Genomic DNA, 19,188 nt, shown 5'->3' on the forward strand with positions numbered 1-19,188 from the left:
CTCCAGCATCAATGCCGGCGTGTTGTGAACGCCGGTGATTTTCCTGTCGCACGACAGGGAGAGTTGCGCTAAAGAGACCCCGATCCCTGACCGGTCTTCAAATCCTTTACAGGCAAGGACACTCGAGCGCCCATGACCATTTCCAATTCGATCCAGATCACCCCCGAACTGATTGCCGCCCACGGCCTGAAGCCGGATGAATATCAGCGCATTCTGGATCTGATCGGCCGCGAGCCCTCCTTTACCGAGCTCGGCATCTTCTCCGCCATGTGGAACGAGCACTGCTCGTACAAATCCTCCAAGAAGTGGCTGCGCACGCTGCCGACCAAGGGACCGCGCGTCATCCAGGGTCCGGGCGAGAATGCCGGCGTGGTCGACATCGATGACGGCGATTGCGTCGTCTTCAAGATGGAGAGCCACAACCACCCCTCCTACATCGAGCCGTATCAGGGCGCTGCGACCGGTGTCGGCGGCATTCTGCGCGACGTCTTCACCATGGGCGCTCGCCCGATCGCTGCCATGAACGCCCTGCGTTTCGGCGAGCCGGATCATCCGAAGACCCGCCATCTCGTATCCGGCGTCGTCGCCGGTGTGGGCGGCTACGGCAATTCCTTCGGCGTTCCCACAGTCGGCGGCGAAGTCGAATTCGATGCGCGCTACAACGGCAATATTCTGGTCAACGCCTTTGCGGCCGGCCTTGCCAAGTCCAATGCGATCTTCCTGTCGGAAGCTAAGGGCGTTGGCCTGCCGGTCGTCTATCTCGGCGCCAAGACCGGCCGTGATGGCGTCGGCGGCGCCACCATGGCGTCCGCCGAATTCGACGAATCGATCGAGGAAAAGCGCCCGACCGTTCAGGTCGGCGACCCCTTCACCGAAAAATGCCTGCTGGAAGCCTGCCTGGAACTGATGCAGACGGGTGCCGTCATCGCCATTCAGGACATGGGTGCCGCCGGCCTCACCTGCTCCGCCGTCGAAATGGGCGCCAAGGGCGACCTCGGCATCGAGCTCGATCTCGACAAGGTGCCCGTGCGCGAAGAGCGGATGACGGCCTATGAAATGATGCTGTCGGAAAGCCAGGAGCGCATGCTCATGGTGCTGCAGCCGGAAAAGGAAGCCGTCGCCAAGGCGATCTTCGTCAAGTGGGGTCTGGATTTCGCCATCGTCGGCAAGACGACGGATGATCTGCGCTTCCGCGTCATCCATCAGGGCGAAGAAGTCGCCAATCTGCCGATCAAGGATCTCGGAGATCAGGCACCGGAATATGACCGCCCGTGGCGCGAGTCAGACAAGCGCGCAGCCCTGCCGGCCGATCTCGTCGCAGCCCCGGAAGACTACGGTCAGGCTCTGCTGACGCTCGTTGGCTCCGCCAACCAGTCCAGCCGCCGCTGGGTCTATGAGCAATATGACACGCTTATCCAGGGCAATTCGCTGCAGCTTCCCGGCGGTGACGCCGGCGTCGTCCGCGTCGAAGGCCATGCGACCAAGGCTCTCGCCTTCTCCTCCGACGTGACGCCGCGCTATGTCGAAGCCGATCCGTTCGAAGGCGGCAAGCAGGCCGTGGCCGAATGCTGGCGCAACATCACGGCGACCGGCGCCGAGCCGCTGGCTGCGACCGACAATCTGAACTTCGGCAATCCGGAAAAGCCCGAAATCATGGGCCAGCTCGTCGGCGCCGTTAAAGGCATCGGCGAAGCCTGCCGCGCGCTGGATTTCCCGATCGTTTCGGGCAATGTCTCGCTCTACAACGAGACCAATGGCGTCGCGATCCTCCCGACCCCAACCATCGCCGGCGTTGGCCTGCTGCCGGATTGGAAGGCCATGGCCCGCATCGGCTCCGCTTCGGAAGGTGACCACGTTTTGATGATCGGTGTCGACGGCAGCCATCTCGGCTCCTCGATCTATCTGCGCGATATCGTCGGCTCGACCGATGGCCCTGCTCCGGAAGTCGATCTCTTTGCCGAGCGCCGCAACGGCGATTTCGTCCGCTCCGCCATCCGCAACGGCCAGGTCACGGCTTGCCACGACATATCGTCCGGCGGACTGGCATTGGCACTCGCAGAAGTGGCAATGGCATCCGGCAAGGGTCTGCGTGTCGACCTCGCGGAATGCAAAACTTTGCCGCATGCAGCGCTTTTCGGTGAGGATCAGGCCCGTTATGTCATCGCCGTTCCGGCCGATGTCGCCGATTTCGTCTGCATCAATGCGGAAAGCGCCGGAGTGCCCTTCCGCCGTCTTGGAACAGTCGGCGGCGATGCGCTTGCCATCAGTGGCCTGTTAACGCTTCCGGTTGAACAGTTGCGCGAGGCGCATGAATCGTGGTTTCCTGCCTTCATGGATGGCGGCTCGCTTGCCGCTGCTGAATAAATCGAGGTACCACTCATGCCCATGAACCCCGGCGATATCGAAGACATGATCAAGGCCGGCATTCCCGGCGCCAAGGTGACGATTCGCGACCTGGCCGGGGATGGCGATCACTATGCCGCCGAAGTTGTCGCGGAAGCCTTCCGCGGCAAGAGCCGCGTGCAGCAGCACCAGATGGTCTATGATGCCCTGAAGGGCAATATGGGCGGTGTGCTGCACGCCCTGGCGCTGCAGACGTCAGCGCCCGACTGAGAGCGCCTGCGCCTCTTCGCCGGAGTTGAAGCTCAGCTCCGGCAATCTCTTCGGTGAGAATTCAGCGAAATCCGACACCGGCAGCGGACCGGCCGTCATCAGCGTGAAATCGAAGAAGGCTTTCACATCGGGGCCGAGGACATATTGCCGGTGAACCCGCAGGAAATCGCGCTTGATCTTCCTGTAATGCTTCTGCGACAGCATCTGCTTGAAACGCACGAAGAGGATCGAAGCCTGCGCCGCATCCGTATGCCCGCAAACGGCGGCGACCTTCGCCTTGTAAAAGTGAATCGCGTCGGTCAGACAATGAACATCGAGCCAGAAAATCTCCTTGCAACGTGCGATCAGCCCGACACGCGAGCGCAGCTCGGATGCCGGCCGCATGAGGGCGCATTGCAGAATGGCGCTGCCGAGCGTCATGAATACCACGCGCTTGCCCTGCAATAGTTCCGGCTCCCGCTCGAGCAGCAGGCCGATCACATGAGTGGCAACGGACGAGCCCATGCTATGTGAGGAAATAACGAATTCGTCGATATCGGGCTCATCCAGGGCCTGACGCACGCTGATCGCGCTCGCCTCCAGCCATTGCTTGGCGCCGAGCCCGTTCAGTCCCGCCATGGCCACCGCCATTTCCCAGTCGGAGAAAAGATGCAGCGTATGCAACTTCTCCGCCTGCGGCAGAAATATATAGACGAAGAATGCGACGGCCAGCGCGATGCTGCCGATATGGCTCCAGGCCGGCAGGCCGAATACGAACGGCGTGAAGGCGATGGAAAGGCTGATCGACAGCCCCGCGAGCATCAACAGAAAGGGAAAGACGAAAAACAGGCCGAAGCGCCAGGCGTGACGGAAATAACCCACCATCCCGCCCGAAACGGCAACCCTTGCGGCGGCAAGATATCCCTGCATGAGCCGCGTAAAGAACGGCCTGCCGTTCAAGGCGGAGACAAGATCGTTGTGATCGACGATATGAATGCGGCTCTGCGTCTGCCAATCCGCAGCCGTTGCGGTCACATCGAAACAGGGTGCCCGGCCGAAATTTTTCAGCTCGTCGACGGAAACCGAAAAATCCCAGACTGCGGCGCTCTGCTGCGCCGAACGCCCGTAGCGAGCCCGATGCGCTGCTGCATCCAACGGCTCGAAACCAGGGAAGTGGAGAACCACCCTCTTCTTGATATTATTCATCTGGCAGTCTGTCCCTGGGCGCACGAGCGGCATCGAAAATACTGGAAATCGCCAAAACCACGAGCTGCGGGCTTTTTCATGGCGGCGCCCACAATTCATCTCAACATAAAAAGATTGAAATCAAGTGTTTAAGGTCGTGGCCGTTGTCGGGAAAGAAGAACGCTTATAGATGTCACCCGACTCGCCGCTGTACCGCACGGTGACAAGAAGGCGACCTCAGCATTCGCGGCCAGGATAGGGAGAACTGTCTGCACAGGGGTCCGCCGGCGGCGCGATCATGATTTTTTGGACGATCGGCGGCACCGCTGGTTGCGGTGTTGGAGCAGTCGAAGCGCGGTAGCCGAAGGCAATGCTCAAAACGAGCACGATGGCACAGACGGTCACGGCACTGTTCAGAATGGAAGCCCTTGGCGTGCGCACATGCTCATAATATTCCCGCTCGCCCTCGCTTCTTTCCTCCGAACTGTAAAATTCCCGCTCTTCACCAACCTGCCCGTCGGAATAGTGATGGTGGCTCATGGTGTCCGCTCCCTCAAAAATACGAATGCAATGTCAACAAGGGACCGATACGCGCCAAATCGCATCAATCGACAAACTCTAACAAACATACCGGCCGTTTGTAAATTAAGTAGCGGCCTAATATTAATCGTCCCTTGCTTGAAATTTTCATTTGTGTTGTTCAGGCTTGGAGTTGAAGAGGCGTTTTCAAAACGCACTGTTCAGAAAAGATTGCCAATGAGCCGTTTCGACCATCTTTCTTAACAGCTGATGCTGGAAATCCATTCATGCGATGAAAAAGGAAAAGCCTGCGTTTTGCCGCTGGAAATCGCGCCTGGCGCTTGCTATTTAAGGAACAGATTTAACGCTGCGGACCTTGACCCCGCATGTGAAAGGAACTGGACAATGAGCGGTATTCACGAATTCATCGACAACGAAGTCAAGAACAACGACGTCGTTCTTTTCATGAAGGGCACGCCCCAGTTCCCGCAATGTGGCTTCTCAGGCCAAGTGGTCCAGATTCTCGATTATATCGGCGTCGACTATAAGGGCGTCAACGTCCTTGCCGATGCCGAGATTCGTCAGGGCATCAAGGACTATTCCAACTGGCCGACCATTCCGCAGCTCTATGTAAAGGGCGAGTTCATCGGCGGCTGTGACATCGTACGCGAAATGTTCCAGGCGGGCGAGTTGCAGCAGCACCTCCAGGAACACGGCATCAGCGTTCGCGGCGCCGCCTGAACGGGCACCGGGCTCCCCCGTCCGGTTTCCATAGTTCAATTGGATCGAAAAGGCGCTGCCATCGGGCGGCGCCTTGACATGTTTATGGGAATAAAACCGTGACGACTACATCCCAGGCTATGTCCCATGGGCAGCTGCCCATGGGCAAACGCGAGTTCATCGCGCTCGCGGCCTTCCTGATGGCGATCAATTCGCTCGCGATCGACATCATGCTCCCCGCCTTGCAGCAGATCGGCTCCAGCCTTGGCGTGATAAACGAGAATCATCGGCAATATGTGGTGACGGCCTATCTCATCGGCTTCGGCTCGGCGCAGCTCATCTACGGCCCCCTGTCGGATCGCTTCGGCCGCCGCCCGCCCCTGCTGATCGGCCTTACCGTTTACGTCATCTCCGCTTTCGGCATTGCCCTTATCCCGTCTTTTGCAGGCCTGCTCCTCCTGCGCTTCATCCAGGGTCTCGGATCGGCGGCGACACGTGTTATCACCATTTCGATCGTTCGTGACGTCTTCGGCGGCCGTCTGATGGCGGAGGTCATGTCGCTGATCATGATGGTCTTCATGATCGTGCCCGTCATCGCGCCCGGAAGCGGCCAGATCATCTTGCTGGTCAGCACCTGGCACATGATCTTCGTCTTCATCGGCACGATGGCGACACTTGTCGGTCTCTGGATGTACTTCCGGCTTCCCGAAACGCTGAAACCGGAAAACGTCCGGCCTTTGACGGTCAAATCCGTTGCCGCGGGTTTCCGCATCGTGCTGACGAACAGGGTGGCCCTCTGTTACACCCTTGCCAGCACGTTCCTGTTTGGGGCGCTGTTCGGCTTCATCAACTCGGCTCAACAGATCTACAGCGGCATTTACGGACTCGGCGTCTACACGCCCGTCGCCTTCGGCGGCGTGGCGCTGTTCATGGCCTTGTCATCCTTCATCAATTCGCAACTCGTCGGCCGTTTCGGCATGCGGCGTCTGTCGCATGCGGCGCTGCTCGGTTTCTCCGTCGTCACCTTCATCTGGATGATCGTCCAGCTTTACGGCCCGGCGCCGATGCCCTTCCCGCTCTTCATGATCTTTTTCGCGCTGGCGATGTTCCAGTTCGGCTGGATCGGCTCCAATTTCAACTCGCTCGCCATGGAGCCGCTCGGCCATGTCGCCGGAACCGCTTCCTCGGTGCTCGGCTTCATGAGCACGGTCGGCGGCGCATCGATCGGCGCCGGCATCGGCCAGTATTTCAACGGTACGGCGACGCCGATGGTCATCGGCTACTTCACCGTCTCGCTGATCGGTTTGATGTTCGTGCTGATTGCCGAAAGGGGTCGCCTCTTCCGCCCGCATAATGCGCCCCCTCCGGCCGACCAGTCCCTCGCTTTGCATTGACAGGCATATTCAAATGACAACCGCGCCTCAGTCTCACCAGCCGGAACAGTCCGGCTCCAGCCGCATCGGCCTCGGCATCGTGGAATTCATCCTGCTGATCGCCCTGATGACGGCCAGCATCTCCATGGGCATCGACAGCATGCTGCCGGCACTGCCAAACATCGGCCAATCGCTTCATGTCGCCAACTCGAATGACACTCAGCTCGTTATCGGCGTCTACTTCCTCGGCTTCGGCATCTGTCAGCTGTTTTTCGGCAGCCTGTCGGACACTTACGGCCGTCGGCGCATCCTGCTCGGCGGCCTCGCCTTCTACACGGCGACGCTGTTTGCGGCGGCCTGGAGCGGCAATCTCTTCACGCTGCTCGTCCTGCGCTTCGCCCAGGGTGTCGGCGCCGCAGCCGTGCGCATCACGACGCTTGCCATCGTGCGCGACTGCTTCGGCGGGCGCGAAATGGCCCGCGTCATGTCCTATGTCATGATCGTCTTCATGATCATGCCGATGGTTGCCCCTTTCGTCGGCCAGATGATCGTTGCCTATTCAAACTGGCAATGGATCTTCATCCTGCTCGGCATCGTCAGCGCTGGCCTGTTCCTGGTCGCCTTCTTCCGCATGAAAGAAACGCTTCCAGCCGAGGAACGCCTGCCGCTTTCGGTCGCCTCTGTCCTGTCCGGCTTCAAGACAGTGCTGACCAATCGCATCACCTGCGGCTACACGATCGGCCTGACGCTCTATACCGGCATCATCTGTGCCTACATCGTATCCGTGCAGCAGGTTTTCGGTGAAGTCTACGGCCTTGGGGACACGTTTCCGATCGCCTTTGCGGCAACGGCAGCCGGCACCGCCGTGGCGCAGTTCGCCAATGGCTATTTCGTCCGCAGCTTCGGCATGCGCCGTATTTCTCATGCCGCCATGATCATTTTCACCGTTTTAGGCGCCATCGGCTACATCGTCGGCATGTTCGGCCAGCCGAGCTTCACCTTCATCTATGTACTGGTCTCGGTGATGCTGATGATGTTTGCAGTGATCACCACCAATTGCATGGCGATCAGCCTCGAGCCGATGGGGCATCTTGCGGGCACGGCAGCCGCCATCACCAGCTCGATCTCCACGACGGTCGGCGTTCTCATCGGCGGCATCGTCGGTCAGATGTTTGATGGCACCGCGCAACCGCTGCTCGCCGGCTTCACTGTATTCGGTGCGCTATCGATCGTCGCGACGCTTTGGGCGGAACGTGGCAAGCTCTTCACTCATCCCGGCGATACACCGGCGCTGGAGCCGGGCATGGGGCATGTCTGAACGACGTGCCTTCCTTCCTTAGAGCGGTTCAGTTTTCACGGAATCTCTGAACCGCTCTATCTCTTTTTTCACGCAATTCCGGACGGAAAACCGCTGCGCACTTTTCCTGGAATTGCTCTAGGCGCCGCTGCGCGGCCGACTGACCCAGCGCACAGCCGCAGCGATCGCAAGCCCGAAGAGCGGCCACATCGCCCATGGTGTTCCGTGCCAGGTGAAAAGGTTGATGGTAACGATCCCGATACCTGTGATGACAAGGCTCGCGATCGCCATATCGATCTGCGGGTTGCTACGGACGTAACGATACGCGTTGACCCACAAAATCGCGAGTATGGGCCATTTCGCCCAAAATTCGCCATCCCAGGTCAACCCGTTAAGAACGGCTAGGCCGATGCACACGACTAGAGCAACACCGTAGCTCCGCCGCCAGTCCTGCGGCACGGATTCCCGCATCGCCGCTTCGGGCGCCCGCACTGGAGCCGGCTCCTGGGCCGACCGATAACCGGATGTGGTGTCGACAACCTGCACGCCGCCGATCCGCACTGCATAGCTTGGCACGCCGCCTTCGATGTTCTTGACCTCGAGCTGCCCGAGAAAATCGAAACCGACCGCCACCTTATTGCGCACCTGATCATAGACGGTGTTGGAAATGACAATGCCACCCGGAGCAGCGCGCGACTGCAGCCGAGCGGCAATATTGACGCCGTCACCATAGAGATCGTCGCCATCGGCGATCACATCACCGAGATTGAGGCCGATGCGAAAGAGCATCTGCTTGTCGGGATCGGTCACTGCATTGTAGCCGGCAAGCTCGTTCTGCGTGTCGATCGCAGCGCGCACAGCTTCGACGACGCTCGGAAACTCGGCAAAGACGCCATCGCCCCAGGTGTTGATGACACGCCCGCCATGCGCTTCGATCAGCCGTTTCATCGCCTCACGGTAACGACGAAGGGTCGAAAGTGTCCCCTCCTCGTCTCTGCCCATGAGGCGCGAATAATCCTGCACGTCGGCGCAGAAGATGGTGGTCAGCTTGCGGCTCGTCTCGGACATTTGTCTTCATCCTCGCGGCAAGCACCGACCAGGGCTCTTGCCTGTTACAGCGAAGATAGCCCTCCAGCCGGCACTTTCCAAGTAGGGCACCGTCGGCAATTCAACCGCGAAACCCGCTTTAGAGGGTGAAGACCTCACGCCGTAGCAATTCCCAGGTATCCTTGTCCGCCGCAATCAGCAGCCCGCCGTCGAGGTGGTGCGGCAAATAGGGAGAGCCGTCGAAACGTCGGACATAGGCGCCAGCCTCGGCAGAGATCAGCGCCCCCGCCAGATGATCCCAGGGCATCAGCTTGTTGTACATGAGATAATGCACATAGCCGCCGGCAAGCGTGCGGTATTCGTGGGCCGCGCACCGATAGCAGGTCGTGTAGCGTACCTTGGCGAGATTACCCATGATCTCGGCGCGCTTTTCCTTGGGCAAAAAGCCTGTAGCCGCCATGCCGACCAACTCTTCCAGCGCGACGGAGGGCGCAACGTTGAGACGCAGCGTCTCGCCGTCCGGCCGCCGCAGCCATGCGCCGCTGCCGCGCTCTGCCAGCACCCAGTCGTCGCCCATCGGGTCGAAGATGATGCCGGCAACCGTTTCTCCCTTGGAGACGACCGAGGCCATGACACCGAAAGCCGGAATGCCGGCTGCGAAATTGAATGTGCCGTCGACTGGATCGACGATGATGGCAAGATCGGCATCCGCCAGCTTGCCAAGCAACGACGGATCGGCGGCAACCGATTCCTCGCCGACGAACAGCGCCTCGGGCCAGAGCCGCGAAACCTCGGCCTTGATCATGCGCTCTGCACGTTCGTCGGCTTCCGTCACCAGATCCGTCGCCTCGCTCTTGGCGCGGATATCGTCGCTGCCAAGCCTGCGAAAACGCGGCAGGATCTCCGTCTGTGCCGCGCGGCGCAGCACATGAGCAAGCGTGGTAACGTCAACAAGCGATGTCATGCTTTGTCCTTTCCCATCAGGCACCAATGATGTCGCGACGAATCATCTGCCAGCTTTCTTCATCCGGCGCAGAAATAATGCCGCCCACGGTTTCACCGGGCCTGTAGGGCGTACCATCGAATTTGGCGGTATAGCCGCCGGCTTCCTGATGCGCCAGCACGCCGGCAAGATGATCCCATGGCATAAGCTTGCAATGGCCGATGAAATGGCATTTGCCTGAAGCCACCATCCAATATTCATAAGCTGAGCAATTCAGCGAGAATGCCATGCGGGTCTTGGACAGGTTGGCGCTGATGCGGGACCGGTCAGGTTCGTCCATGTGCCCCCAGGATATGGCGCCCGTCATGGCGCTTAAGGGCGCGGGTCTGGCAACGGAAAGCCGCCTCACTTGTCCCGTTCTCCGGCGCAGGAAAGTGCCGCCGCCCTTCATGGCGGTAACGGTGTCGCCCAGTACGGAATCATGAATGATGCTGCCGATGGTCTCACCATTGGCGACAATTGCCAGTATCGTCCCGAAGACCGGCAGGCCGGCAGCGAAATTGAATGTGCCATCTACCGGGTCGATAGCGAAGGCAAGCTCCGCATGCGCCAGAGCAGGCACAACTGTTTTGTCCGCCTCATAGGCCTCTTCACCAACGATAAGGGCAGCCGGGAAGCGCGCCTTCAGCGCCGTGGTGATATGCTTTTCGGCCAGTAGATCGGCCTCGGTCACGAGGTCGATAGCCGAGGTCTTTTCCGATATGTCGCCGGCATCCAGATTGCGGAAGCGCGGCATGATCTCCTTTGACGCCGCTTCTGCAACGATCGTCATCACATAGTCGAAATCAGCATCGGAGAAGGTCATCGGAAGCCTCCGTTTTGAAAGGGCTTCCTCTTATGCCCGATTCGATGACATCGGTGTGGCAAAAGCCCTGAATTTACGCTGGATCGCTCGAAGAACCCTGCGTCATCAAACCCGCAAAATCGAACAGCTTTGGATCGAGCAGGTGCGACGGGTTCACATGCGCCAGGGCGCGCAGCATCGTATCCTTGCGGCCCGGCATGCGCCGCTCGATATCGGCGAGCATGTCCTTCATGGCATTACGCTGCAATCCGTCCTGCGAGCCGCAGAGATCGCAGGGGATGATTGGAAACTGCATGGCCGCGGCAAACTTGGCAAGATCGTCCTCCGCGGCATAGGCGAGCGGACGAAGAAGCATCAAGTCGCCTTCGTCGTTGAGCAACTTTGCGGGCATGGAAGCCAAGCGGCCGCCATGGAAGAAGTTCATGAAGAAGGTTTCGAGAATATCCTCGCGGTGATGGCCAAGCACCAGCGCATCGCAACCTTCCTCGCGGGCGATGCGATAGAGATTGCCGCGGCGCAGGCGCGAACAGAGCGAGCAATAGGTTGCTCCCTCCGGCACCTTCTCCTTCACGATGGAATAGGTGTCGCGATACTCGATGCGATGCGTGACACCGATCTTCGTGAGGTATTCGGGCAGGATATGCTTTGGGAAATTCGGCTGCCCCTGATCGAGATTGCAGGCGATCAGCTCTACCGGCAGCAAGCCGCGCCATTTCAGATCAAGGAGCAGCGCCAGCAAACCGTAGGAATCCTTGCCGCCGGAAAGGCCGACCAGCCACCGCTTCTGGCCCTTCAGCATCTGGAAGTCTTCCATTGCCTGGCGCACTTGCCGCAACAGGCGCTTGCGAAGCTTGTTGAAGGAGACCGAACGCGGCGCATCGAAAAACATCGGATGAACGGCAGAGCCGCCATCTTCAGCCTCGATATCGATGTCGTCTTTCACCGTGGTCGCGATATTCATTGCGTCATTCCTTGCATCTCGCCACGCTGATAGCAGAAAGCGGAACGAGAAGACACCGTATCAATCGCCGAACACCGACCAGCCGGTGCGCGCAGCCAGCATTTCCAGTGCCACGGCGCCGAGTTGCGAATTGCCGACCTTGTTCAGCCCCGGCGACCACACGGCGATCGAGCCGATGCCCGGCGCCACCGCCAGAATGCCGCCACCGACGCCGCTCTTGCCCGGCAGGCCGACATGATAGGCGAAGTCCCCCGAGCCATCATAATGGCCGCAGGTCAGCATGAGCGCATTGATACGCCGCGCCCGCTTCGGCGAGACGACGGAGTGGCCGGTGATCGGATTGCTGCCGCGCGCAGCGAGATAGAGCCCAGCCTTGGCAAGCTGCTGGCAGCTCATGGACAGCGCGCATTGATGGAAATAGACACCGAGCACATGCTCGACCGGATGGTGGAGATTGCCGTAGGCGCGCATGAAATTGGCGAGCGCGAAATTTCTATAACCGGTTTGGGTCTCTGAACGCGCAACCTTGTCATCGATGGTGATCGTCTCGTCGTCAGCTACATAGCGCACGAAGCGCAGCAGCTCGCCGATCGCCTCGCGCGGCTCGTGCCCGGCCAGCACGACGTCGCTGATGGCGATCGCGCCCGCATTGATGAAGGGGTTGCGCGGTATCCCCTCTTCGCGCTCCAGCTGGACGATGGAGTTGAAGGCCGTGCCGGACGGCTCGCGCCCTACACGATTCCACAGGCTCTCGCCGACTTTGCCCAACGCCAGGGTCAGCATAAAGACCTTGGAAATACTCTGGATAGAGAAAGGAACGCCGGCGTCGCCGATGCTGTAGACATCGCCGTCGACCGTCGCGATTGCCATCCCGAACTGCTTCGGGTCGACCTTTGCCAGTTCCGGGATGTAATCGGCGACCTTGCCCTCGCCGATGCGCGGCGAAAGCTCCGCATGAATGCCGTCGAGAATAGCCTGCAAATCCGTCATGAGGCGCTCCAAAGACAAAAAAGCCGCTCGAACCGAGCGGCTTTTCATTCATCAAGAAAGTTATCCGCTTATTAACGCGAATAGAATTCGACGACCAGATGCGGTTCCATGACAACGGCGTACGGTACGTCGCCGAGAGCCGGAACGCGAGCGAAGGTCGCAACCATCTTGTTGTGATCGACTTCGATGTACTCCGGAACGTCACGCTCAGCGAGCGAAACCGATTCGAGAACGGTTACGAGCTGCTTGGACTTTTCGCGAACTTCGATAACGTCGCCGGCCTTGCAGCGGTAGGAACCGATGTTGACGCGAACGCCGTTGACGGTGACGTGGCCATGGTTGACGAACTGACGGGCTGCGAAGACGGTCGGAACGAACTTGGCGCGGTAGACGATCGCGTCGAGGCGCGATTCGAGCAGACCGATCAGGTTTTCCGAAGTGTCGCCCTTGCGGCGGTTGGCTTCATCGAAGATGGCGCGGAACTGCTTTTCACGCAGGTCGCCGTAGTAGCCCTTCAGCTTCTGCTTAGCGCGCAGCTGCACACCGAAGTCCGAGAGCTTGCCCTTGCGGCGCTGGCCGTGCTGGCCCGGGCCGTATTCGCGGCGGTTCACCGGGGACTTCGGACGACCCCAGATGTTTTCGCCCATACGGCGGTCAATTTTGTACTTGGACGATTCGCGCTTGCTCATCGCATTTCCTTTCAAGTGTTATGGCGGCCCGTTGCCGAACCGCGAAGGAAACACGCCCTCCTCTGAACTCCGTTTTCGAGCTCTGACAGGCCTCTCACGTTAGCGAACGGACGAAGCCACGGGACATGTCAAATGAAACACCGGACATTTCTGCCCGGCGTTGGCGCGGTCTGTAAGGGGTCGTCATGAAAATGTCAACAGCCGCACGCGACGCTGTTGAGAATGAAGCAGCGAATGCTATATTTGATGCTTGATGCTTGATGACCGATCAAGGTGCAATGATGCGAACAACCCTTGCAATTGACGACGACGTACTTGCCGCGGCAAAGGCGATGGCAGAACAGCAGCACCGCAGTATCGGTGATGTCATTTCCGACCTGGCTCGCCGGTCGCTCAACCGTCCGCAGCCGGTAAAGGAGCGGAATGGTATTCCGTTGCTCACGCCTAAGACGGGCAATCCCCCTGTTACGCTCGATCTTGTCAACAAACTTCGTGACGAACTTCCGTGACATTTTTGTTGGACGTCAATGTTCTGATCGCTTTATTCGACCCTGGCCATGTGTCGCATGATATGGCCCATGAGTGGTTTCACTCCCTAGCCGGCGATAGTTGGGCAACGTGTCCGTTAACGGAAAATGGGGTTGTGCGGATTCTTAGCCAGCCCAACTACCCTAATTCTCCTGGGCCGCCGTCAACAGCTGCGGTTCTTGTTGCCCAACTTCGCAGCTTGCCGGGTCACCAATTCTGGGCCGACGATATCAGTCTGCTGGATGATACTTTGGTGGATTCGACACGCATTCTGACTCCTGGACAAATCACCGACACCTACCTGTTGGCATTGGCGAAATTCCATGGGGGCCAACTGGCAACGTTCGACCGGCGCCTATCAACTTCGGCCGTCAAGGACGGCAAAGCCGCACTCCACATCATCGCCAGCAACGTGTAACCGGCAGCTATTCAGCCGCCGCCTGCTCACCGCCGTCGAGATCGGGCGCATTGGCATCGCCGGGCGCAGTCTGCGAACCCATGTCCGGAAAGGCAACGATACGCTTGCCCGAAAAATCCGTGTGGACGACGACGCTGCCCTGCTCTTCGAAATAGCTCAGCAGTCGACGCGCGCGCCGGGCCGAATGAGTACCATAGGCGCGGGCGATGCGGGCGTCGGACGGGCATGGCTCGCCGCTGATAGCGGCCTTCGCCAGCATCAGGAAAACACCCTGCAGATCGTCGGTGACGCTGGCAGATAGCGAAAGCGCCGTTGCCCATTGATCCGTCGCCATGACTTCTTCGTCCGCACCGGAACGGGCAATCGCCACGCGTCGACGGAACTCCGAAAGGCTCGTGGGTGCGCCGGGAACACGGCGCATGCGCAAGCGCACAAGAAACTCCTGATAAAGCACCGAATCCGTTCGGAAGCCCGAGGCCGGGTCGTCGAGGATTTCGGAGAGCACGGCGCTCACTCTCGCCTCGCGATCCTCGCTCGATAGTTCCGGCTGGCTGACCTTCGGTTCCGAAGGTGCCGGGCTTGCCGCCGGTACGGAGCGGGAAAGCTCTGCCAGAATATCGGTCGTCGGACGCGGCGCCGGTGTGGTACGGCGGACAACGGGACGCGTGAACTCTTCCGGATCCGGCGTGAAGATCAGATCTTCGATATCCTGCGGTGCATCCGGCAGCGGCATCAGCTTCGGGCTGGAGGAACGCGCCGATGTTTCCACCGTGCCGATGGTGATCGGCAGCGGGCGACGCGAAAGTGCCGGCCCGAGGGCGACGAAATTGCCACGCTTGAGGTCGCGAAACATTTCCGCCTGCCTGCGATCCATGCCGAGCAAATCGGCCGCGCGGGCCATGTCGATATCGAGGAAGGTACGGCCCATCAGGAAGTTGGAGGCTTCTGCGGCAACGTTCTTGGCAAGCTTCGCCAGGCGCTGCGTCGCGATGACGCCGGCAAGGCCGCGCTTTCGGCCGCGGCACATCAGATTGGTCATGGCGCCTAGCGACATCTTGCGCGCATCTTCCGAAACGTCGCCGCCGACCGAGGGGGCAAACATCTGCGCTTCGTCGACCACGACCAGCACGGGATACCAGAATTCGCGGTCGGCATCGAACATGCCATTGAGGAAGGCGGCTGCGGCGCGCATCTGCTGCTCGATATCGAGCCCCTCCAGCGTCAGCACGCAGGAAACGCGATGCTGGCGAATGCGGTTGGCGATGCCGGCAAGTTCGGCTTCCGTACGCTCGCCATCGACGACGACATGCCCGAACTTGTCGGCCAGCGTGACGAAATCGCCTTCGGGATCGATGATGACCTGCTGCACCCATTGCGCCGACTGCTCCAGCAGCCGCCGCAGGAGATGCGATTTTCCGGAGCCGGAATTGCCCTGCACCAGGAGACGCGTCGCCAGCAGCTCCTCGATATCGAGCTGGGCGCTGGTCCCGCCGGACGCCGTTCCCATGTCGATGCCGACCTGCAATGCACTTCCCCTATGAGCAAGAATCAAATGTGAATACGTCCCATCTTTCTGAAAGGACGCGCCCTCGTCTAGCAAAGATTTCCAAGCTTCGCGCCCGTGGATTGAAAAAACCCACAGACGATTACAGATGTCAACGGAACCGCAAATTTGCCCGCGACAGCTCGCTGACCGAGGTGCAGCCCATCAGCTTCATGTCGCGCTCGACTTCGGTGCGCAGATGTCTGAGCGCCCGCTCCACACCAGCCTGACCGGCAGCGGCGAGCGGATATAGATAGAAACGGCCGAGACCGACCGCCTTGGCGCCGAGCGAAAGCGCCTTCAATACATGTGTGCCGCGCTGGATACCGCCGTCCATCATCACATCGATGCGATGACCGACGGCGTCGACGATCTCCGCCAGCTGGTCGAACGCGGAACGCGAGCCGTCCAGCTGCCGGCCGCCATGGTTCGAGAGCACGATGCCAGTGCACCCGATATCGACGGCGCGCTTGGCATCCTCAACCGACATGATACCCTTCAGGCAAAACTGCCCGTTCCAGTGCTTCACCATCTCGGCAACGTCGTTCCAGTTCATCGACGGATCCAGCATCTCGGTGAAATACTTGCCGATCGACATCGCACCGCCGCTCATGTCGACATGCTCGTCGAGCTGCGGCAGGCGGAACTTCTCGTGGGTGACGTAGTTCAGCGCCCACGCAGGCTTGATGGCGAACTGGGTGATCCCGGCTAGATTGAGCTTGAACGGAATGGAGAACCCCGTGCGAAGATCGCGCTCGCGATTGCCGCCGGTAATGCTGTCCACCGTCAGCATCATCACGTTGACGCCGGCTTCCTTCGCCCGCTCCATCATTGCCCGATTCAGGCCACGATCCCTATGGAAATAGAACTGGTAGACCTGCGGTCCCACATGCTTCTTGCGGATTTCCTCAAGACTGACGGTGCCGAGCGAGGAAACGCCGAACATGGTGCCGAGCGAAGAAGCTGCGGCAGCAACCGCGTTCTCACCCTGATGGTGGAAGAGACGCTGCAGCGCCGTCGGCGAGCAATAAAAAGGTGTCGCGAGCTTTTGTCCCATGACGGTGACAGACAAATCAATCTCGCTAACCCCACGCAGGACGTTGGGAACGAGATCGCAGCTTTCGAAGCTGGCTGTGTTCCGCCGGAGCGTCACTTCGTCGTCGGCTGCGCCGTCGATATAGTTGAAGATCGGGCCGGGAAGACGCTTTTTCGCAAGAAGGCGAAAATCATGGAAGTTGTGGCACTCACGCAGACGCATGGCTTGCCCCGACAACACTGTAATCAATCTCAAAAGACATCAAATATCACCCTCCCAATATTCCGCCACTCAGCCCAATCCTGCATTACAACCGATGCAAGCGTGCCTCCCACTTGTAAAGCACATCCGGCTCCTTTTCCTCATTGCCTGCCCCATCCGACTCGTCAACCACGAAGAAGCCATGCTTCTCGTAAAAGCGGCGCGCAGGCTCGTTTCTCTGGAACGTCCAGAGCGACAGCGCCGGATACGTCGACTTGGCGATATCGAGAAGGCGGCTGCCGATGCCGCGCCCCTGCGCCTCAGGCAGAACATAAAGCTGGTCGATCCAATCCTCGAGAAAGGCGATGACGCCAACAAGACGACCGCCCTCTTCCGCACCCCAAATCTGGCAATCTTTGAAAACGACAGCGCTCCAGAAGCCAACATCTTCTTCGGGCGTATGAAGTCCGGCAAGCGCCGGCAGCCGCTCGTTGAAGGAAGCGCGATGGACAGCGGCTGCCGCCGGCATATCCGCGAGATCGAGTTTTCGCAGCGAAACCTTGTCTTTCATCATCAAGCCTTGAGTCCAAAACCCTGCATCAGCCGGCGCGTGGGGAAATCGGGTGCCCCGGAGGTAAACACCGCAAAGTCGAAATTGTCGGGATGCACAGCATCGGCCATCTGCGGCACCAGGCTGCGGGCGCGCCTTGCGATGGCTTCAGCCGGATCGAGCCAATCGACCGGCCAAGGCGCAAGGCGACGGAAAATATTCGCCATGAAAGGGTAATGCGTGCAGGCAAGCACCACGATATCGGTCTTGCGGTCATCCATCTCGACGAAGCACTGATCGATCTCGGTCATGACGGCCTCGTCTGTAATTGCATCGCCGCGAATATAGCTCTCCGCCAGGCGCGCCAGATTTTCCGATCCGACAAGCCGCACATGGCATTGTGTGGCAAAGGACTGGATCAGATCGCGCGTATAGGCGCGCTTGACGGTGCCCGGTGTCGCCAACACGGAGACCAACCCGGAGCGCGTGCGCTCCGCAGCTGGCTTGATCGCCGGCACGGTACCCACGAACGTCATCTGCGGAAAGGCGGCACGAAGAGCGGCGCCGGCCAGCGTGAACGCCGTGTTGCAGGCGATGATGCAGACTTCCGGATCATATTGCGCGAGCAGCTTTGCGAAGAGACCGACAATGCGCTCTTTCAAGGCTGCTTCTTCCCAACTGCCATAGGGAAATGCGGCATCGTCGGCGATATAGATGAAACCCCGCTCCGGCATCAGCACGCGTGCTTCGCGCAGCACGGTCAAACCGCCGATCCCTGAATCGAAAACAAGGACCGGTTTCAGCTCATTCGCCGCTGCTGTCATCGTTCGTGGTTTCCTTGGGTGCTTTCGAGGATCGGGGATGCGAGCCACTGCCGCGCGGGGACTTCCGCGAGAAGCGGTCGAGAGACGAGATCACCCCGCGCAAGACGCTGATTTCCTGTTCGGTGAAGGCCCGGCGCGAGAGGACGGCCCGGAGATTGTCGACCATTTTCGGCTTTTTCCCGGCGGGATGGAAATAATTGCGCGCATCCAGCGCCTCCTCGAGCTGGTCGAAAAGGCCGAAAAGCTGCTCCTTCGTCGAAGGCCGCTGCTCGATCGCCTGGAAAGGCACATCGCCGAGATCCTCCATGCCCGACTTCATCCACTCATAGGACATCAGCAGCACGGCCTGCGCGATGTTCAAAGAAGCAAAGGCGGGATTGACAGGAAATGTCACGATCTCGTCGGCCAGCGCCACTTCCTCGTTCGTCAGGCCCCAGCGCTCCCTACCGAAGAGGATGCCGGTACCCTCACCTGCTTGGAACTTGGCACGAAGGGTTTGCGCGGCAATAACAGGCGAACGCACCGGCTTGTAACCATCCCGCTCCCGCGCGGTTGTCGCATAGATGAAATTGAGATCAGCGATCGCCTGCTCCAACGTCTCGTAGACTTTGGTCGCTTCGATGATGTGATCCGCCTTGGAAGCCGTCGCCTGTGCCCTCTCGTTCGGCCAGCCGTCGCGAGGATTGACGAGGCGCAACTCGGCAAGGCCGAAATTCGCCATGGCGCGCGCCACCATGCCGATATTTTCGCCCATCTGCGGCTCGACCAGAATGATGGCCGGCCCTTCGGCCAGAAGTTGACGCTCGCTGTTCGTGCCTGCCATGATGCCTAAATCTCCGCGCGCGAAACCAATCGCGCTAATTCGAGCATGATGCCGAAAAGTGTTAGCGATTTTCGGACGACATCA

20 protein-coding genes are annotated in these 19,188 nt (G+C 59.7%); 7 read left to right on the plus strand and 13 right to left on the minus strand.

Features of this window, described 5'->3' with window-relative positions:
• The first annotated feature begins 132 nt into the window (after positions 1–132).
• Positions 133–2,364 (plus strand): phosphoribosylformylglycinamidine synthase subunit PurL, encoded by a 2,232-nt coding sequence (gene purL, locus FHT84_RS04295; RefSeq protein ID WP_113251369.1) that lies wholly within the window; start codon positions 133–135, stop codon positions 2,362–2,364.
• Positions 2,365–2,379: 15 nt separating this feature from the next.
• On the plus strand, positions 2,380–2,613 hold the full coding sequence (locus FHT84_RS04300) for a BolA family transcriptional regulator (RefSeq protein ID WP_004108912.1): 234 nt from the start codon (positions 2,380–2,382) through the stop codon (positions 2,611–2,613).
• Here FHT84_RS04300 and FHT84_RS04305 read toward each other — a convergent pair.
• Together FHT84_RS04305 and FHT84_RS04310 are read right to left on the minus strand one after the other, a co-directional pair.
• A complete protein-coding gene (locus FHT84_RS04305) occupies positions 2,599–3,798 on the minus strand; it encodes a hypothetical protein (RefSeq protein WP_113251368.1) in 1,200 nt (399 codons plus the stop codon). The two genes, FHT84_RS04300 and FHT84_RS04305, sit on opposite strands and share 15 nt — an antisense overlap.
• A gap of 216 nt (positions 3,799–4,014) precedes the next feature.
• Entirely contained in the window at positions 4,015–4,317 is a 303-nt protein-coding gene (locus FHT84_RS04310; protein ID WP_112339952.1) for a hypothetical protein, read from the minus strand.
• Between the two features lie 384 nt (positions 4,318–4,701).
• Here FHT84_RS04310 and grxD point away from each other — a divergent pair, with 384 nt between their 5' ends.
• From grxD to FHT84_RS04325, 3 genes are all read left to right on the plus strand, one after another.
• A complete protein-coding gene (gene grxD / locus FHT84_RS04315; RefSeq protein WP_112334744.1) occupies positions 4,702–5,037 on the plus strand; it encodes a Grx4 family monothiol glutaredoxin in 336 nt (111 codons plus the stop codon).
• Between the two features lie 140 nt (positions 5,038–5,177).
• Positions 5,178–6,410 (plus strand): multidrug effflux MFS transporter, encoded by a 1,233-nt coding sequence (locus tag FHT84_RS04320; RefSeq protein ID WP_169645105.1) that lies wholly within the window; start codon positions 5,178–5,180, stop codon positions 6,408–6,410.
• A gap of 13 nt (positions 6,411–6,423) precedes the next feature.
• Entirely contained in the window at positions 6,424–7,707 is a 1,284-nt protein-coding gene (locus FHT84_RS04325) for a multidrug effflux MFS transporter (protein WP_183761373.1), read from the plus strand.
• A gap of 117 nt (positions 7,708–7,824) precedes the next feature.
• Here FHT84_RS04325 and FHT84_RS04330 read toward each other — a convergent pair whose 3' ends face one another.
• The 6 genes from FHT84_RS04330 to rpsD form a co-directional block, all read right to left on the minus strand.
• The gene (locus FHT84_RS04330; RefSeq protein WP_113251366.1) at positions 7,825–8,754 is read right to left on the minus strand and encodes an adenylate/guanylate cyclase domain-containing protein; all 930 of its coding nucleotides are present in this window, start codon (positions 8,752–8,754) and stop codon (positions 7,825–7,827) included.
• A gap of 118 nt (positions 8,755–8,872) precedes the next feature.
• Entirely contained in the window at positions 8,873–9,697 is an 825-nt protein-coding gene (locus FHT84_RS04335; protein ID WP_112339956.1) for an inositol monophosphatase family protein, read from the minus strand.
• Positions 9,698–9,713: 16 nt separating this feature from the next.
• Positions 9,714–10,541: an inositol monophosphatase family protein gene (locus FHT84_RS04340; protein WP_113251365.1), complete on the minus strand. Its 828-nt coding sequence runs from the start codon at positions 10,539–10,541 to the stop codon at positions 9,714–9,716.
• A 73-nt stretch (positions 10,542–10,614) separates the two neighbouring features.
• The gene (gene ttcA / locus FHT84_RS04345; protein WP_113251364.1) at positions 10,615–11,502 is read right to left on the minus strand and encodes a tRNA 2-thiocytidine(32) synthetase TtcA; all 888 of its coding nucleotides are present in this window, start codon (positions 11,500–11,502) and stop codon (positions 10,615–10,617) included.
• Positions 11,503–11,562: 60 nt separating this feature from the next.
• Entirely contained in the window at positions 11,563–12,492 is a 930-nt protein-coding gene (locus tag FHT84_RS04350; RefSeq protein WP_112339959.1) for a glutaminase, read from the minus strand.
• Positions 12,493–12,563: 71 nt separating this feature from the next.
• A complete protein-coding gene (rpsD, locus tag FHT84_RS04355) occupies positions 12,564–13,181 on the minus strand; it encodes a 30S ribosomal protein S4 (protein ID WP_112339960.1) in 618 nt (205 codons plus the stop codon).
• A 281-nt stretch (positions 13,182–13,462) separates the two neighbouring features.
• Between rpsD and FHT84_RS04360 the strand changes: the two genes are divergently transcribed.
• Both FHT84_RS04360 and FHT84_RS04365 read left to right on the plus strand, forming a co-directional pair.
• Positions 13,463–13,690 carry a CopG family transcriptional regulator gene (locus FHT84_RS04360; RefSeq protein WP_112340020.1) on the plus strand — a complete coding sequence of 76 codons (228 nt, stop codon included), beginning with the start codon at positions 13,463–13,465 and terminating at the stop codon, positions 13,688–13,690.
• Complete coding sequence (locus tag FHT84_RS04365; RefSeq protein ID WP_112339961.1) at positions 13,687–14,127, plus strand: TA system VapC family ribonuclease toxin; 441 nt, start codon at positions 13,687–13,689, stop codon at positions 14,125–14,127. The genes FHT84_RS04360 and FHT84_RS04365 overlap by 4 nt, the downstream gene beginning before the upstream one ends.
• Positions 14,128–14,134: 7 nt before the next feature.
• On the opposite strand, the gene FHT84_RS04370 is transcribed toward FHT84_RS04365, so the two are convergent.
• From FHT84_RS04370 to FHT84_RS04390, 5 genes are all read right to left on the minus strand, one after another.
• The gene (locus tag FHT84_RS04370) at positions 14,135–15,652 is read right to left on the minus strand and encodes an ATP-binding protein (protein ID WP_113251363.1); all 1,518 of its coding nucleotides are present in this window, start codon (positions 15,650–15,652) and stop codon (positions 14,135–14,137) included.
• Positions 15,653–15,782: 130 nt separating this feature from the next.
• Positions 15,783–16,928, minus strand: coding sequence for an alpha-hydroxy acid oxidase (locus FHT84_RS04375; protein ID WP_113251362.1), 1,146 nt, complete (start codon positions 16,926–16,928; stop codon positions 15,783–15,785).
• 85 nt (positions 16,929–17,013) lie between these two features.
• Positions 17,014–17,478, minus strand: coding sequence for a GNAT family N-acetyltransferase (locus tag FHT84_RS04380; RefSeq protein ID WP_113251361.1), 465 nt, complete (start codon positions 17,476–17,478; stop codon positions 17,014–17,016).
• Between the two features lie 2 nt (positions 17,479–17,480).
• Positions 17,481–18,281, minus strand: a complete 801-nt coding sequence (gene murI / locus FHT84_RS04385; RefSeq protein ID WP_113251360.1) for a glutamate racemase — start codon at positions 18,279–18,281, stop codon at positions 17,481–17,483.
• A complete protein-coding gene (locus FHT84_RS04390; RefSeq protein WP_112339965.1) occupies positions 18,262–19,104 on the minus strand; it encodes an RNA methyltransferase in 843 nt (280 codons plus the stop codon). The genes murI and FHT84_RS04390 overlap by 20 nt, the downstream gene beginning before the upstream one ends.
• Between the last annotated feature and the right edge of the window lie 84 nt (positions 19,105–19,188).

Source organism: Rhizobium sp. BK289, assembly GCF_014193575.1.
In the GTDB taxonomy this organism is placed as follows: domain Bacteria; phylum Pseudomonadota; class Alphaproteobacteria; order Rhizobiales; family Rhizobiaceae; genus Rhizobium; species Rhizobium tropici_C.